The organism is Novosphingobium sp. AP12 (assembly GCF_000281975.1).
In the GTDB taxonomy this organism is placed as follows: Bacteria; Pseudomonadota; Alphaproteobacteria; order Sphingomonadales; family Sphingomonadaceae; genus Novosphingobium.
This window is the reverse complement of record NZ_AKKE01000171.1, coordinates 1-13,963: the sequence shown is the minus strand read 5'-3', so window position 1 is coordinate 13,963 and position 13,963 is coordinate 1. Positions and strand designations below refer to the sequence as shown.

Sequence of the window (13,963 nt, the reverse complement as noted above, 5' to 3'; positions counted from 1 at the left end):
ACGGGAAATTTTCCGGAGCGGTGTCAGATCTTGCGCACGACGGTATCGGCAGCCACGCGAACCTGCGCCTTGCGGATGAATTCGGGCGTCGGGTCCTCCACCCGGCTGACCGGCTCGCGGGCGAGACGGGGATCGATGTCCTCGCGGAAGGCGACGCCGAAACGGCTGTCCTGGACCCAGGCCACGGAACCTTCGACCCAGCCGACGTTGCGGATGTTGACCTGCACCACGGTTCCGCGAACCACGCGCACCGAGCCCTCGCCCATCATGCCGCCGGCCGACAGGTTGCGGACCTTGATGCGAAAATCGCTGTCTAGGCCATCGACGCGCAAGTCAGCCATGAGGAACAGGCTGTCGCGCGCAATCTGCCGATTTTCACCTTCGTTCATGCGCTCCGTCCGGCATTCGAGCCTGCACGTTCCATTCGGCCGCGCCGAGGGGGCGGGCACGCGCAGGATAACGCGCCTCAGCCTCGATGCCTAGCAGGCAATGGCAAACAAAGGCTTAATGACCGGGTCCCGGCCCCGCGCCGGCCCGGTCATCAAGGATAGCTCAGTCGTCGCGGGAGACCTTTTCGCGGCGCTCGTGCGCTTCCTGCGCCTCGACCGTCATCGTCGCGATGGGGCGGGCTTCGAGCCGGCCGAGGCCGATCGGGTCGCCGGTGACCTCGCAGTAGCCATATTCGCCTTCCTCGATCCGGCGCAGCGCCGAATCGATCTTGGCGATCAGCTTGCGCTGGCGGTCGCGGGTGCGCAGCTCGATACCCCAGTCGGTCTCGCTCGAGGCGCGGTCGTTGAGGTCTGCGTCGCGGATCGGACCGTCCTGGAGCTGCTGCAGCGTACCCGCCGAAGCATCGAGGATGGACCTTTTCCAGGCCATGAGCAGCTTCCGGAAATAATCCTGCTGCCCTTCGTTCATGTAGGTTTCGTCGGCAGTGGGGAGATAGGCGCCGCCAATCGCGCGCTTCGCCTTTGCCAGTACATCGATTTCGTCAGCTAGGGCCGTTGCCATCCAGAGAAACTCCGCAAGTGTCTCCATCGGATCGCCAACGCCCTGCAGCCCCGGGTTTTTCCCGGTAACCGTACAACGATCCGCGGTTCGTGGGGCCTATAGTTGCGCACAAATCTCGGCACAAGCGGATATGATCGATCGTCCACAAAAAAGTTAACGCAGGTTCGGAATGGGACAGGTACAGCGCCTTGACCGGGAAGGCTCGCAGTCGACGTTAACTATATGTTCGGGCGAATCATCGAAATTCGGATCATCGATTGCAAAGGAATGCGTCGATCTGAGGATCATGGAACTGACGATGGAAGCTGCCTGGATTAAGCATACCGATGCGGCCTCGGCCGATGTGCTCGATTTCGCCTCCGCTGGCGACATGGTCGTGGCTGGAGCCCTGGTCGCCGCCGCCGACGGCGACTGCGACGCCTGTTTCGACCTTGGCGTCGCCTATTCGACCGGCAGCAACGGCGTGGCATGCGACCTCGTCGAAGCGCACAAGTGGTTCAACCTCGCCGCCGTCGCCGGACACGAGGAAGCCACCCACTGCCGCGCCGAAGTCTCCGACGACATGACCGCCCGCGAGATCGCCGAAGCCCAGCGCCGCGCGCGCCAGTGGCTCGCCGGATCTATGCGCAAGGCAGCCTGAACACTCCGCGGAGCGAGAGGACCTAGGCTTTCTTGAAAGGCGTCCGCCCGCCGAGCGACAGCTGGTCCTGGGCGATGCCGGCGCGCTCCATCTCGAGATAGTCGGCAATCGCGCTGCGCAGCGATTCGTGGACGATGTAGTGCGCCGAAACCGTGCGCACCGGCTCATATCCCCGCGCCAGCTTGTGCCCGCCCTGCGCGCCCGCCTCGACGCGCTTGAGGCCAAGGGCGATCGCGGCGTCGATGGCTTGATAATAACACAGCTCGAAGTGCAGGAACGGCTTGTCCACCCGCGCCCCCCAGTAGCGGCCGTAGAGCGCTTCCTCGCCGATGAAGTTGAGGGCGCCGGCGATCGCCTCGCCGTCCTCGTCGAACGCCAGCACCATCAGGATGCTGTCGGCCATCGTCTTACCCAATAGGCTGAACGCCTCGCGCGTAAGGTAGGGGCGGCCCCATTTGCGTGCGCCGGTGTCCTGGTAGAAGTCCCAGAACGCATCCCAGTGTTCTTCCTTGAGCGCCTCGCCGGTGAGCACGCGGATTTCCACGCCCTCCTGTGCCTTCGCGCGCTCCTTGCGCAGGTCCTTGCGCTTGCGCGATGACAGGGCGCCGAGGAAATCGTCGAAATTTCCGTAGTCGCGGTTCTCCCAGTGAAACTGGATATCCTCGCGCAGCAGCCAGCCGGCCGCCTCGAACACGGCGACCTGCTCGGGCTCGATGAAGGTCGCGTGGGCGGAGGACAGTCCGTTGTCGCGGCACAGCGTCTCGGCCGCGCGCAGGAGCGGCAGGGCGAGTTCGGGATGCGGGGTCAGCAGGCGCGGGCCGGTGGCGGGGGTGAATGGCACCGCGATCTGGAGCTTGGGATAATAGGACCCGCCGGCTCGGTGCCAGGCATCCGCCCAGGCGTGGTCGAAGACGTATTCGCCCTGGGAGTGGTCCTTGAGATAGGCGGGGAGCGCAGCGGCGAGACTGCCGTCGGGCCCGTCGATGACGATAGGGAGCGGGGTCCAGCCGCTGCGCGGACCGACGCTGCGCGACTGCTCCATCGCGGTCAGGAAGGCGTGGGAGACGAAGGGATTGCCGCCGCCGGTCAGCGCGTCCCACGCCTCCGCCGGCAGTTCGCCGACCCCGCCGAGGACCCGTGCGGAAAAACTGCCCCGATGTTCGTCAGCGCTCACAGGTGCCCGTCACTCCCTGCATGAATCTCGAAGATGGCGGCGTCGGCGTAAGCCTCGGCGCGTTCGTCATGTTCGGTCTCGCGCACCGTCCAGGTCGCTACCGGAAGGCCCCGCCGGCGTTGCCCGGCGGCGAAACGGCTGGGCAGGTCGCGCACGTCGTAGGCGAGAAATTCGGGCCGCGCATGCCACAGCCCCAGCCGGCGGCGCAGCTTGCCCGGCAGTGCCCTGTCCTCCCCCTCCGAAACGATCAGGCCGCGGACGGTGTGCGGGGAATTGCGCCAGAACCAGCGCGAGACGCGCGGGTCGAAGCTCATCACTGCATGCTGGCCGGTATAGCCTTCGAGGACGCGGCGCACCGCGAGGCACAGCGCGGCGATGCGGGTATGGCGGTCGGACTTGACCTCGATCAGCAGGGGCACCTTGCCCGCGACCTGGGCGAGGACCTGGCGCAGCGTGGGGATCGTCTCGGTGGCGCCCTCGACCGTGCCGGACAGGGCGATGGCGCCCAGCTGCGCGGCGCTGCGGCGGGCCACTGGCCCGGCCTCGGCGGTCAGGCGCTCCAGCAGGTCGTCATGGAAGACCACCGGCTGCCCGTCGCTGGAGCGCTGCACGTCCAGTTCGATGCCGTGCCCCTCGGCGACGGCCCGTGCGAAGGCCGTGCGCGAGTTCTCGGGAATATTGCCGCCGTGCAGCCCGCGGTGGGCAAAGTCCTGCTCGCCGATCCACGCGACCTTGCGCGGATCGGGAACAGGCGAAAGCCAGCGGTCAAGCAGGGCGAACGGCAACGATGGCGTCCACTTCGACAGCGGCGCCCAGCGGCAGGACGGGCACGCCGACGGCGCTGCGGGCATGCTTGCCGGCCTCGCCGAAGACCGCGACCATCAGTTCCGAAGCGCCGTTGGCAACCTTGGGCTGGTCGGTGAAGCTGCCGGCCGAATTGACGAAGGCACCCAGCTTGACGATCCGCTCCACCCGGTCGAGCGAGCCGAGCGCAGCCTTGAGCTGCGCCAGGATCATCACCGCGCAGGCCTGCGCCGCCTCGGTCCCGGCCTCGAGCGAGACGTTCTCGCCAAGCCGCCCCGTGACGAGCTTGCCCTCGACGAAGGGCAGCTGCCCCGAGACATGGGCGAGCCCGCCCGCAACGACGACCGGCACGTAGGCCGCCACCGGTGCGGCGGCTTCGGGCAGGGTGAGGCCGAGTTCGTCCAGGCGGGCGTCGATGTTACTCATGAATGTCCTCTTCTTCACGGGTCAGGCTGTCGAGCAGCCAGGGGAGCGCGCTGCCCCAGTCGTCGATGCGCGCGTGCGCATGACCGAGTTTCAGCGCGCACTTGATGCCGGGGGCGATCTGCGGTTCGCCGCAAAGGTGGAGGCGGCGAACCGTGGGCGCAACCTCGAAGACCGAGCCGTGATGCTGCGACAGGTCGTCGATGAAGACAGCGCGGCTGGGCTTGTACTCGTCGAGGATCGCTTGGAGCGCCGGGCCTTTCGGCCCCTGGTTGGTGAAGACCCGCAGCGGCATGCCGTGGCCTGCCAACTGGGCCTCACGCGCCTCGCGGCGGAAATCGAGGAGATTGGTGAGCACGACCACGTCGGCATGCTCGCGGATCGCGGCGATCGCGTCCACCGCGCCCTCGATCGGGGTCTGGCGGTGCATCTGGCCGTCGAAGAAACGATTGAGCAGCGCCCACATCTCCTCGTTTTCCAGCGGCACGTCGCTGCCGACGCGGCGCATCGAGCGGAAGAACTCGCCGCCGGCCATGTCGAATTCGATGCCTTCGTCCTCGGCCAGCCAGTCGCGGAAGTGCTTGATCATGTGCAGCAGCACTTCGTCGCAGTCGGTGATGAGCAGCGGACGTGTCATGCGCCGAGCCCTTCACGCGCGGCGACCAGCGTCTGCGGCGATACGCCCAGCGCATCGGCGGCGCCCAGCAGGTCCGGCTCGTGCTGGCACAGGAATTCCTGCACCGCCGCCAGTGTCGAGGGCTCACCCAGCGAAGCGCGCAGGTCCTCCGGCGTCAGGCCCGTCAGCGACAGGAAACGGTCGGCGCGGTCCTGCTCGCCCAGCACCCAGCCCAGCGCGTTGAGCGCCAGGGCCTGCGGGTCGCCGTCGGAACCGGATGGGGATGGCGTATCTCGAAGAATTGTCAGCCTCGCTCTCGTGCAATAGACGTGTGCCGAACCCTGGCAGGGGTATGTTCCCTCCAGATGGTCATCAGGGCGTCGAATGGCAAAGCGAATCCTCGTTGTCGAGGACAACGATCTCAACCGGAAGCTCTTTTGCGACGTGCTCCGCAGCCAGGGCTTCGCCGTGGAGCCGGTGGGCGACGGGCTCGACGCACTGGAACGCGCGCGCCAGTTCGTGCCCAACCTCGTCATCATGGACATCCAGCTGCCCAACGTCTCGGGCCTCGACCTGATCGAGGCGGCGAAGAAGGACCCGGTGCTGCGCGCGATCCCCATCCTCGCCGTCACCGCCTATGCCGGCAAGGGTGACGAGGAACGCATCCGCGAGGCAGGAGCGGAAGGCTACCTCGCCAAGCCGGTGTCGATCGGGCCCTTCATGCAGGCGGTGCGGGCGCTTCTCTGATACACCCCGCTTGACATGATACCCTCGCGCCGCTTTTGCGCCGCAATTCCCGGCCAGAGCGCCGACGACCTTTCGGAAGGATACCCCATGGACCGCGAAGAGACCTCGGCCCGCATCGCCGCCCTGATCGAGCCCTTCAACAAGAAGGGCGTCGCCGTGACCGACGCGACCCGCTTCACCGACGACCTTGAGTTTGACAGCCTCACGGTGATGGACTTCGTCGCCGCCATCGAGGACGAGTTCGACATCATCATCTCGATGAACGCCCAGGCCGAGATCGAGAACTACGGCCAGCTCGTCGACGCCGTGGTCAAGCTCCAGGGCTGAGAGAAAGAATACCCATGACCGAAGCCGTGAACCAGCCCGACCAGCCCGAAACCCTCGTGGGCGGCGAGAAGGACCTGTTCAGCAAGTTCGATTCGCTGATCCAGATGCGCACCGACCTGCTCTCCACCGGCGTGACCGACCCGTTCGGCATGGTGATGGAGCGCGTGGTCTCGCCCACCGTGGCGATCTGCAACGGGCGCGAGACGATCCTGCTCGGCACCTACAACTACATGGGCATGACCTTCGACCCCGACGTCATCGCCGCGGGCAAGCAGGCGCTCGACGACTTTGGTTCGGGCACCACCGGCAGCCGCGTCCTCAACGGGACCTATGCCGGGCACAAGGCGGTCGAGCAGGCGCTTTGCGACTTCTACGCCATGGATCACGCCATGGTCTTCTCGACCGGCTACCAGGCGAACCTGGGCATCATCTCGACCATCGCCGGCAAGGGTGACTACATCATCCTCGACATCGACAGCCACGCTTCCATCTGGGACGGCTGCAAGATGGGCGACGCCGAGGTCGTGCCGTTCAAGCACAACGACATCGAGGCGATGGAAAAGCGCCTGCGCCGCATTCCCGAGGGCGCTGGCAAGCTGGTGATCCTCGAGGGCGTCTATTCCATGATGGGCGACATCGCCCCGCTCAAGGAGATGATCGCCGTCGCCAAAAAGTACGGCGCGATGGTGCTGGTCGACGAGGCGCATTCGATGGGCTTCATCGGCCCGAACGGACGCGGCGTGGCCGAGGACCAGGGCTGCCTGGACGACGTCGACTTCGTGATCGGCACCTTCTCCAAGTCGGTCGGCACCGTCGGCGGCTTCTGCGTGTCGAACCACCCCAAGTTCGAGATCATGCGCCTGGTCTGCCGCCCCTACGTCTTCACCGCCAGCCTGCCGCCGAGCGTGGTCGCCACCGCCGCCACCTCGATCCGCAAGCTCATGGACGGCAAGGCCAAGCGCGAGCACCTCTGGGAGAACTCCAAGGTCCTGCACAAGGGCCTGACCGACGCCGGCTTCCAGCTCGGCACGGAGAGCCCGCAGAGCGCGATCATCGCCGTCATCATGCCCGACCTAGAGCGCGGCGCCGCGATGTGGGAGGCCCTGCTGCATGAGGGCCTCTACGTGAACCTCGCCCGCCCGCCGGCGACGCCTGCCAACATGACGCTGCTGCGCTGCTCGCTCTGCGCCGAGCACTCGGCCGAACAGGTCCAGCAGATCATCGGCATGTTCACCCGCGCCGGCAAGGCCGTGGGGATTCTGGGCTGACCGACAGCCGGCGTTCCCGCGAAAGCGGGGACCGCCGGGCAACCTTGAGGCGAGACCTCTCCGAACGCCACCGAAGCGCCGCGCCCGGCCTGACACCGGGCGCGGCCTTCCAGCGGTCCCGGATCAGGTCCGGGACGACGTCGTCTTCAGCCCTTGTGGACCTCGACAAGCCCCAGGAACGCGGTCATCCAGCCGCCGAGGAATTCGGCGGAGCCCTCGCCCACGGTGCCGTCGGGATTCAGCAGGCCATCCTTCCAACCTATGAACGCCTCGGGCTGCGTCAGCGTCGGCATGTCGAGGTAGGCGAGCACGTTGCGCAGATGCTGCTGCGCCAGCGCGGTGCCGATCGCGCCGATCGATACGCCGATCACGCCTGCAGGCTTGCCGGCCCAGGCGCTCTGCCCATAAGGGCGCGAGGCGTGATCGATCGCGTTCTTGAGCAAGCCGGGGATCGAGCGGTTGTACTCCGCCGTCACGAACAGCACGCCGTCCGAGCCTGAAATCAGCGCCTTGAGATCCTTGACGCCGGGCGCCTGGTCGCGGTCGTCGTCCTGGTCGTAGAGCGGCAGGGACCCGATGTCGGCGAATGTGAAGGCATGGCCTTCTGCGGCGGGCAGGCGGACCAGCGCCTCGGCCAGCTGGCGGTTGTACGATTCGGCGCGAAGGCTGCCGACTACGACTGCGATATTGAGGGGCATGGAAACTCCTTGCGGGAGTGGAACGGGCGGCAAGGATCGCCGCATTCGGTGTCAGGGGAAAGACCGTTTCGCTGGGGTCGGTTCCCCCCGCCCCCGTTTCCGCTCAGTGGATCGAGATGATCCCGTCCACCGCGCGCCACTCGTGCGGGCCGATGAGGTGCTGGTGAGCGATGCGCACCGAATGCAGCGCGCCCTCGATCTCGCGGCGCCAGTAGTCGAGGAACCCGCGCAGTACCGGGAAGCGCGGGGCGACGTCGTACTGCTGGAAGGCAAAGAGCTGAAGCAGGCTGGGATGGTCGGGGAGGAAGTAATGGACCTCGATCGTCGTCAGGCCATAGCCTTGCAGCTGGCGCAGGAAATCCGGCGCGGCTTGGGTCGGGGTTGCAGGCGGCAGGCAGGCCATGTTCCTCCTTCCGGCACCGCGTGCGGATGGAGCGCCCTGCTCCATGTTGCGGTGCAGCAGTCGAAAGATGACATATCGGCGGCGGCAGTCAAGCGGCTGGAAGGGCGAACAAAAAACGGCCTTCCCGTTCGCGGCGAGCGGGAAGGTACGAGCCTGCCGGCTCTTAAACCGCTTTCGGTCGCCTCGGCACGGGCGGGCGGTGATAGCTGACGTCGCTGCGGTCGCGGCTCGCCTGGCAGGGTTCCTCCGCCGTGTAGGCCGTCATCGGCGAGGGCGCGAGGCCGGCCTTGGGCACGTCGTAAGTGCCCTCGACGATGGTCACGCGGTTGGCGATGCGCCATTCGCCGCCGCGCTTGGCGAAATGATCCACGTATCGCCCGGTGGACATGAAGTTCGGCCCTTCGGCGGTGACGCCCGAGAAGTGGTAGTATGTCTCGCAGAACGCCTCGTCTCCCTGGAGGTCGCAGACGTGGTTGAGGATGGCGTGCTGCGTCGCCTCGAACATCAGGGTGGTGCCATCGGCCCAGGGCACGAAGTCGTCCGGCGTGCCGACGAAATGGCCGTGGTCCTCGATCGCATCGTCCCAGTAGCAACCGCGCGCCAGTGCATTGTCCAGCCGGTCGAGCCCACGTGCGTAGCGCAGCAGGACCTGATGGATCTGGTGCCGGTCGATCAGTTCCGCGAGTTCCATGGTCAGTCCTTCAGCCAATCGATCAGCATCGGCGCCATCAGCGGCCAGCGCTCGAACCGGCCGCGGCGGGCGGCGGTGTCTACCGGGAAGGTCGAGACGTAGTTCCACTCCTGGTCGCCCCATGGCGGCTCGAACAGCGTCGAGTTCGGCAGCAGGCGGTGGACCCATTCCGACGTCTCGCGCGTGTGCGCCATGTCGCTTTTCCCCGAGCGGAAGGTCATGACCGGCATCGTCAGCTTCGCGAAGTCCGCCTCGGCCATGCCCGGCACCGGCGTCGCGTCGGAATAGGCGAAAGCCTTGGCCCAGCGCTGCATGACGGCGATGTATTCGTCCGGGTCCTGCGCCAGCAGGATGTCGCGTATCCTGGGGTTGCGGGCGGTCTGGTCGGCCCAGCTCGGCAGCGCCGCGACTGCCTCCATGCCGCCCTTGCTGGCCGCCGCGATCTGGTCGCCGCAGTAGAACCACGCCAGCCCGGCAAGGCCAACCGGCCCGCCGCTGATCCACCAGATCGCGATTTTGCGCACATTGTCCGGCATTCGCGCGGCCGCCATCAGCGTGATTCGAGAGCCTGCCGAGCCGCCGACCAGCGTCACGTCCTTCATGCCCAGCGCTTCGACGAGCCCGACCAGCGCCTCGCAGTTCATCACCGATTCGCTCGGCGCGGTGAAGGCGATGTCCGATGCGCCGCAGCCCGGACGGTCCCAGAGCAGCACGCGGTAGCCGCCCTCGGCCAGCTTCCGGCCCAGTTCCGGGACCCCGGCGGTCTCGCGAGGATAGCGCCCGCCCGGCGTCAGCACCAAAGGCGGCGCGCCCTCCTCGCCGAGCAACTCGTAGTCGAGCGTCAGCCCGTTCACCTCGATCTTCATTCCTGCCCCTCTCCCGGCCGAGCCTGATCCAAGCCCCGGCTCAGGCCATCGCGTCCGCGCCGACGGCCTGCTTCGGTTCGGTTTCCCAGCGGCCCAGCCCGTAATCTCCCGCGATCGTGGTGCGGTACATCAGCCGCTCCTCCTCCGGGTGGTTGCCCGAGACGCAGTGGAGCATGCGCAGGTTGTCCCAGATCGCCATGTCGCTCTCGCGCCACTTGTGGTGGTAGCTGCACGACTGGCCGAGCCGGTTGATCTCCTGGCACACCTCTTCGAGCAGCGCGTCGCCCTTCGACGTCTCGTCACCGACCAACCCCTGCGCCATGTAGGCCGAGACATGGAGCACTTTCTCGCCAGTCGGCCGGGTCCAGACCGCCGGGTGGATGGCGCGCGGCATCTCGGCCACCTGCTCGGCGAAACCGGCGGGCATCGGCTTGGGTTCGACCATGCGGTACTCGTCGGGGCGGCCGAACTTCAGATCGTCGTACTGGGTGCTGAGGGTATAGACCACCTCGGCGTCCTCGATCCGGCGGCGCAGGTCCTCGGGGAACGCCTGGTAGAGCGCCATGCCGTCGAGGAAGCCGGTGATGCCGCCCTCCTCGACGCGCTCGACCGAGCGAAGCACCCCGGCGCGGTTGAGTTCGTCGTTGTAGCAATGGTCGAAATGCCACGGCAGCCAGTGGGACAGCTGCTTGCCGCCCACCTCGACGATGCCGCGTCCGCGCCGGCTGCGGATCTCGATGACACCGGGCATGCGGTCCGAATCGACGCGGCCGACGCCCTTGACCGGATGCTCCTTGAGGGGGCCGAAGCAGCTGCTGATCGCCAGCTGCATGGCGTCGGTCTGCTCGACGTCCTCGAACACGATCATGCCGTGCTGCACGAACAGAGTGTCGATCTTGTCCCGCACGGCCCTGTCGCCGAGCGCTTCGAAGGTGAGCCCGCCGATCCTCACGCCGAAGGGCAGGCCCTCCTGCAGCGGGGCGGTGGTGAAGGATGACATCTTGGCGGCTCTCCCGGAATTATCGTCTCCGGGAAAATTTGGGCCCTCAACGCCGCCGGGTAAAGTCGCTCAGGCGGATTTTGCCGCCACAGCCGAGGCGCACTTCTCCGAGGTCTGCTTGGAGCCGCCGCCCAGCATGGTGACGGCGAAGAAGCCAGCGAGGATCAGCACCACGAAAGCCACGGTCACTTTGCCCAGATGCTTGTCGATCACCGCCTTGATCGGCGCACCGAAAAGCCGGAACAGCACGCCCACGATCATGAAGCTGATCGAGCGCGAGATGATAGAGGCGCCGATGAACACCCACAGGTTCATGCCGATGAAGCCGGCGGTGATCGTCAGCAGCTTGAAGGGGATCGGCGTCGCGCCCTTCACGATGATGATCTCGGCGCCGTAGTCGCGCAGGTAGCAGGCGGCCTTGGGGAAGCTCTCGTCAAGGCCCAGGGCGTGGAGCAGCGCGTCGCCGAACGCGGCATAGGCGAAGTGACCGATCGCATAGCCGAGGAGGCCGCCCGCGACCGAACCGAGCGTCGCGATCACCGCGAAGCGGATCGCCTTCTTCGGCTCGGCCAGGCACATCAGGCCCAGCAGCGGGTGCGGCGGTACGGGGAAGAAGCTCGCCTCCATGAACGCGAAGGCGGCGAGCCACCACTCCGCATGGCGGTGCGCGGCCTTGGCCATGGTCCAGTCGTAGAGGCGGCGAAGCATCGAATTCCCCCCAGGGCGCGGCGCCCGATCCGGGCCTTGCTTACTGGCCGCGCTGCATTGCGGCAAGCATCAAGCGCGATGCCTGTAAAACCTATTTGGTTATTTGTTCTTGACATCGTCACGCTGTTTCGGTACATACAAGGAACATCGCGAAAGACCGAGTCGCCCCGGCGACACCCCGTCTCCGAATCCCCCCAAAAAAGCAGGATCGTCCCAGATGATAGAGCCCCAGCAGGCTTCGCCGGGTGCTGCGCCAGCCAAGCGCCGCATCAGGATCAGCGCGGAACTCATGGCGACCGAGGACAAGTCCAACCGCTACTGGCGCGACGAATTCCTGGCTGCCCTCGCCGAAACATCGAACGTCAGTGCCGCCAGCGTCGTCGCCGGCGTCCATCCCGCCCGCCCCTACAAGGTCCGCGCCGAGGACCCGGAATTCGCCGAGCTGTGGCGAGCGGCCCTGCTCGAAGGCTACGAGCACCTCGAGATGGAAGTGCTCCACCGGCTCCGTTTCGGTGAACCCAAGGATGCCGCGGTCAAGTTCGACAACGCCAGCGCCCTTCGCCTGCTCGGTCTCCATCGCGAAACGGTCGTGCGCGAAAGGGCGATGCGCGACAGCGAGGACCTTGGCCCCGTGCGCGCCGCCATCGACGCCAAGCTGGAGCAGCTGCGCCAGCAGGTCGTCGCGCGGCGCTCGGCGGGCCAAGCGGACGAAAACGACCATGGCTAAGGCGGACCCGCTGAACTGGCTGTCCGAAGCCGATCCCCGCCAACTCGAACACCTCATGACGGCGCTGAATCCGAAGGAGCGCAGCGAATTTCCCTGGCTCTGGAAGCACTGGGCCCGTCCCTCGCAGGTGGCGCCCCCGGGCGACTGGCGCGTCTGGCTGGTCATGGCGGGACGCGGTTTCGGCAAGACCCGGTGCGGCGCCGAATGGGCCAATGCCGTGGCCGAGCGGAACCCCTATGCGCGCATCGCCCTGATCGCCGCGAACCTCAACGAAGCGCGGTCGGTCATGGTCGAAGGCGAAAGCGGGTTGCTGTCGGTCGGCGCGCCGTGGCGCAAGCCCAGCTTCGAACCCTCGCTGCGGCGGCTGACCTGGCCGAACGGCGCGCAGGCCATCCTGTACTCCGCCGGAGAACCCGAATCCCTGCGCGGTCCCCAGCACAGCCACGCCTGGTGCGACGAGATCGCCAAGTGGGACAACTCCGGGGAGCGGGCCACCAGCAGCTGGGACAACCTGCTCATGGGCCTGCGTCTCGGCCGCGATCCGCGCATCGTCGCGACCACAACGCCGCGCAGCGTACCACTCATCATGCGCCTCATTGCAGGGCACGAACGCGGAGAGGTCGCCGTGACGCGCGGCAGCACCTTCGAAAACAGCACCAATCTGCCGGAGCGGTTCCTTGAGGCCATGCAGCAGACCTACGAGGGCAGCCTGCTCGGTCGCCAGGAGCTGGATGGCGAGCTGATCGCCGACATCGAAGGCGCCCTGTGGACCCGCGCCCTGCTTGAATTGTGCCGTGAAAGCGCCGCGCCAGAACTCACCCGCGTGGTCGTCGCGGTCGATCCGCCCGCCTCGTCCGGCGGGGACGCCTGCGGCATCGTCGTCGCCGGCCTTGCCCCCGACGGCACCGCCCATGTTCTCGCCGACGCCTCGGTCGAGAAGGCCGGGCCCGAGCGCTGGGCCCGCGCCGTCGCCGGCGCCGCCGAGGCCTGGAACGCCGAGCGCGTCGTTGCCGAAGCGAACCAGGGCGGCGAGATGGTCCGCACTGTCCTGCGGGCGGCGCAGCATTCGCTGCCGATCAAGCTGGTCCACGCCAGCCGCGGCAAAGTCGCCCGCGCCGAGCCGGTCGCCGCGCTCTACGAAGCGGGCCGCGTCCGGCACGCGGGGTGTTTCCCGGCGCTGGAGGACGAACTTTGCGGCCTCATCGTAGGCGGCGCGTACCAGGGACCGGGGCGCTCGCCGGACCGGGCGGACGCGCTGGTCTGGGGCTTGAGCGAACTGATGCTCGGCAAGGCCGCCGAGCCGCGCGTCAGAGTTACCTAACAGCGGACGCAGGGGAGCAATGCCCCCCCGCGATGGTCCTTGGGCTTCGCCTTCCATCCTCCCGATCCCCTCCCGAAAGGAACCCCATGTCCTTCCTCGAAACCCTAGTCGCGGCCTTCAAGAGCGGGAGCCCGCGCGTGCCGCTTGCGCGCGGCACCGCCTCGCCGTGGTTCTTCGCCGACGGCGGAGCGGGCCGCGCGCCGTTCGAGTACAACGGCGCCGTCCGCCGCGCCTACCTCGAAAATCCCGTCGCCCAGCGCGCAGTACGCCTCGTTGCCGAGGGCATCGGCGGTGCGCCGCTCAGGCCCGCCGACCCGGCGCTCGCCGCGCTGGTGGCCGAAACCAGCGCCGGGCAGTCGCTGCTGGAGACGCTGGCCTCGCACCTGCTGCTCCACGGCAACGCCTACGTGCAGGTGCTGAAGGACGCGCGCGGCCAGCCGGTCGAGCTGTTCGCGCTGCGACCCGAGCGCGTCAGCGTGATCGCCGGTGACGACGGCTGGCCCGCCGCCTTCGCCTACGACGTGGCGGGCCGCCGCCTG

Annotated in this window: 20 protein-coding genes; 7 read left to right on the top strand and 13 right to left on the bottom strand. The window is 67.3% G+C overall.

All coding sequences use genetic code 11. The annotated features are described in order from the left end of the window. Positions 1 to 23 precede the first annotated feature (23 nt). Together PMI02_RS23655 and dksA are read right to left on the bottom strand one after the other, a co-directional pair. Positions 24 to 389 carry a PilZ domain-containing protein gene (locus PMI02_RS23655; protein ID WP_007687805.1) on the bottom strand — a complete coding sequence of 122 codons (366 nt, stop codon included), beginning with the start codon at positions 387 to 389 and terminating at the stop codon, positions 24 to 26. Positions 390 to 552: 163 nt separating this feature from the next. Next, positions 553 to 1,011, bottom strand: coding sequence for an RNA polymerase-binding protein DksA (dksA, locus tag PMI02_RS23650; protein WP_007687804.1), 459 nt, complete (start codon positions 1,009 to 1,011; stop codon positions 553 to 555). A gap of 298 nt (positions 1,012 to 1,309) precedes the next feature. On the opposite strand from dksA, the gene PMI02_RS23645 reads away from it, so the two are divergent. Beyond that, positions 1,310 to 1,651 (top strand): sel1 repeat family protein, encoded by a 342-nt coding sequence (locus PMI02_RS23645; protein WP_036505287.1) that lies wholly within the window; start codon positions 1,310 to 1,312, stop codon positions 1,649 to 1,651. 22 nt (positions 1,652 to 1,673) lie between these two features. Here PMI02_RS23645 and PMI02_RS23640 read toward each other — a convergent pair whose 3' ends face one another. Genes PMI02_RS23640 through PMI02_RS23620 form a run of 5 tightly spaced genes read right to left on the bottom strand, consistent with a single transcriptional unit; the run spans position 1,674 to position 4,895 of the window. Then, positions 1,674 to 2,825 carry a GNAT family N-acetyltransferase gene (locus tag PMI02_RS23640; protein WP_007687801.1) on the bottom strand — a complete coding sequence of 384 codons (1,152 nt, stop codon included), beginning with the start codon at positions 2,823 to 2,825 and terminating at the stop codon, positions 1,674 to 1,676. Next, positions 2,822 to 3,610: a glycerophosphodiester phosphodiesterase family protein gene (locus tag PMI02_RS23635; RefSeq protein ID WP_007687799.1), complete on the bottom strand. Its 789-nt coding sequence runs from the start codon at positions 3,608 to 3,610 to the stop codon at positions 2,822 to 2,824. Before PMI02_RS23635 ends, PMI02_RS23640 begins: the two co-directional genes overlap by 4 nt. Beyond that, a complete protein-coding gene (locus tag PMI02_RS23630) occupies positions 3,591 to 4,055 on the bottom strand; it encodes a RidA family protein (protein WP_007687797.1) in 465 nt (154 codons plus the stop codon). The genes PMI02_RS23635 and PMI02_RS23630 overlap by 20 nt, the downstream gene beginning before the upstream one ends. Then, the gene (locus PMI02_RS23625) at positions 4,048 to 4,689 is read right to left on the bottom strand and encodes a hypothetical protein (protein ID WP_007687795.1); all 642 of its coding nucleotides are present in this window, start codon (positions 4,687 to 4,689) and stop codon (positions 4,048 to 4,050) included. The genes PMI02_RS23630 and PMI02_RS23625 overlap by 8 nt, the downstream gene beginning before the upstream one ends. Further along, entirely contained in the window at positions 4,686 to 4,895 is a 210-nt protein-coding gene (locus tag PMI02_RS23620) for a DUF3572 family protein (RefSeq protein WP_007687792.1), read from the bottom strand. The genes PMI02_RS23625 and PMI02_RS23620 overlap by 4 nt, the downstream gene beginning before the upstream one ends. Before the next feature lie 157 nt (positions 4,896 to 5,052). Between PMI02_RS23620 and PMI02_RS23615 the strand changes: the two genes are divergently transcribed. The 3 genes from PMI02_RS23615 to PMI02_RS23605 all read left to right on the top strand — a co-directional run bounded on the left by PMI02_RS23615 (position 5,053) and on the right by PMI02_RS23605 (position 7,010). Beyond that, the gene (locus PMI02_RS23615) at positions 5,053 to 5,415 is read left to right on the top strand and encodes a response regulator (RefSeq protein WP_007687790.1); all 363 of its coding nucleotides are present in this window, start codon (positions 5,053 to 5,055) and stop codon (positions 5,413 to 5,415) included. Between the two features lie 87 nt (positions 5,416 to 5,502). Beyond that, positions 5,503 to 5,742, top strand: coding sequence for an acyl carrier protein (locus PMI02_RS23610; RefSeq protein WP_007687789.1), 240 nt, complete (start codon positions 5,503 to 5,505; stop codon positions 5,740 to 5,742). Positions 5,743 to 5,756: 14 nt separating this feature from the next. Continuing rightward, complete coding sequence (locus PMI02_RS23605; protein ID WP_007687788.1) at positions 5,757 to 7,010, top strand: aminotransferase class I/II-fold pyridoxal phosphate-dependent enzyme; 1,254 nt, start codon at positions 5,757 to 5,759, stop codon at positions 7,008 to 7,010. Positions 7,011 to 7,156: 146 nt separating this feature from the next. On the opposite strand, the gene PMI02_RS23600 is transcribed toward PMI02_RS23605, so the two are convergent. From PMI02_RS23600 to PMI02_RS23575, 6 genes are all read right to left on the bottom strand, one after another. Then, on the bottom strand, positions 7,157 to 7,708 hold the full coding sequence (locus tag PMI02_RS23600) for an NADPH-dependent FMN reductase (RefSeq protein WP_007687787.1): 552 nt from the start codon (positions 7,706 to 7,708) through the stop codon (positions 7,157 to 7,159). A 103-nt stretch (positions 7,709 to 7,811) separates the two neighbouring features. Further along, positions 7,812 to 8,111: an usg protein gene (locus PMI02_RS23595; RefSeq protein WP_007687786.1), complete on the bottom strand. Its 300-nt coding sequence runs from the start codon at positions 8,109 to 8,111 to the stop codon at positions 7,812 to 7,814. Between the two features lie 163 nt (positions 8,112 to 8,274). After that, the gene (locus PMI02_RS23590; protein WP_007687785.1) at positions 8,275 to 8,802 is read right to left on the bottom strand and encodes a nuclear transport factor 2 family protein; all 528 of its coding nucleotides are present in this window, start codon (positions 8,800 to 8,802) and stop codon (positions 8,275 to 8,277) included. A gap of 2 nt (positions 8,803 to 8,804) precedes the next feature. Continuing rightward, a complete protein-coding gene (locus tag PMI02_RS23585; RefSeq protein WP_007687784.1) occupies positions 8,805 to 9,668 on the bottom strand; it encodes an alpha/beta fold hydrolase in 864 nt (287 codons plus the stop codon). A gap of 40 nt (positions 9,669 to 9,708) precedes the next feature. Continuing rightward, positions 9,709 to 10,668, bottom strand: coding sequence for a TauD/TfdA family dioxygenase (locus PMI02_RS23580; RefSeq protein ID WP_007687781.1), 960 nt, complete (start codon positions 10,666 to 10,668; stop codon positions 9,709 to 9,711). Between the two features lie 69 nt (positions 10,669 to 10,737). Then, positions 10,738 to 11,376 (bottom strand): YqaA family protein, encoded by a 639-nt coding sequence (locus PMI02_RS23575; protein ID WP_007687780.1) that lies wholly within the window; start codon positions 11,374 to 11,376, stop codon positions 10,738 to 10,740. A 217-nt stretch (positions 11,377 to 11,593) separates the two neighbouring features. Between PMI02_RS23575 and PMI02_RS23570 the strand changes: the two genes are divergently transcribed. The 3 genes from PMI02_RS23570 to PMI02_RS23560 form a co-directional block, all read left to right on the top strand. After that, on the top strand, positions 11,594 to 12,103 hold the full coding sequence (locus PMI02_RS23570; protein ID WP_007687779.1) for a hypothetical protein: 510 nt from the start codon (positions 11,594 to 11,596) through the stop codon (positions 12,101 to 12,103). Continuing rightward, positions 12,096 to 13,424, top strand: coding sequence for a DNA-packaging protein (locus tag PMI02_RS23565; RefSeq protein WP_007687777.1), 1,329 nt, complete (start codon positions 12,096 to 12,098; stop codon positions 13,422 to 13,424). Before PMI02_RS23570 ends, PMI02_RS23565 begins: the two co-directional genes overlap by 8 nt. 86 nt (positions 13,425 to 13,510) lie before the next feature. Beyond that, a partial coding sequence (locus PMI02_RS23560) for a phage portal protein (protein ID WP_007687775.1) occupies positions 13,511 to 13,963 on the top strand: 453 nt, incomplete at its 3' end.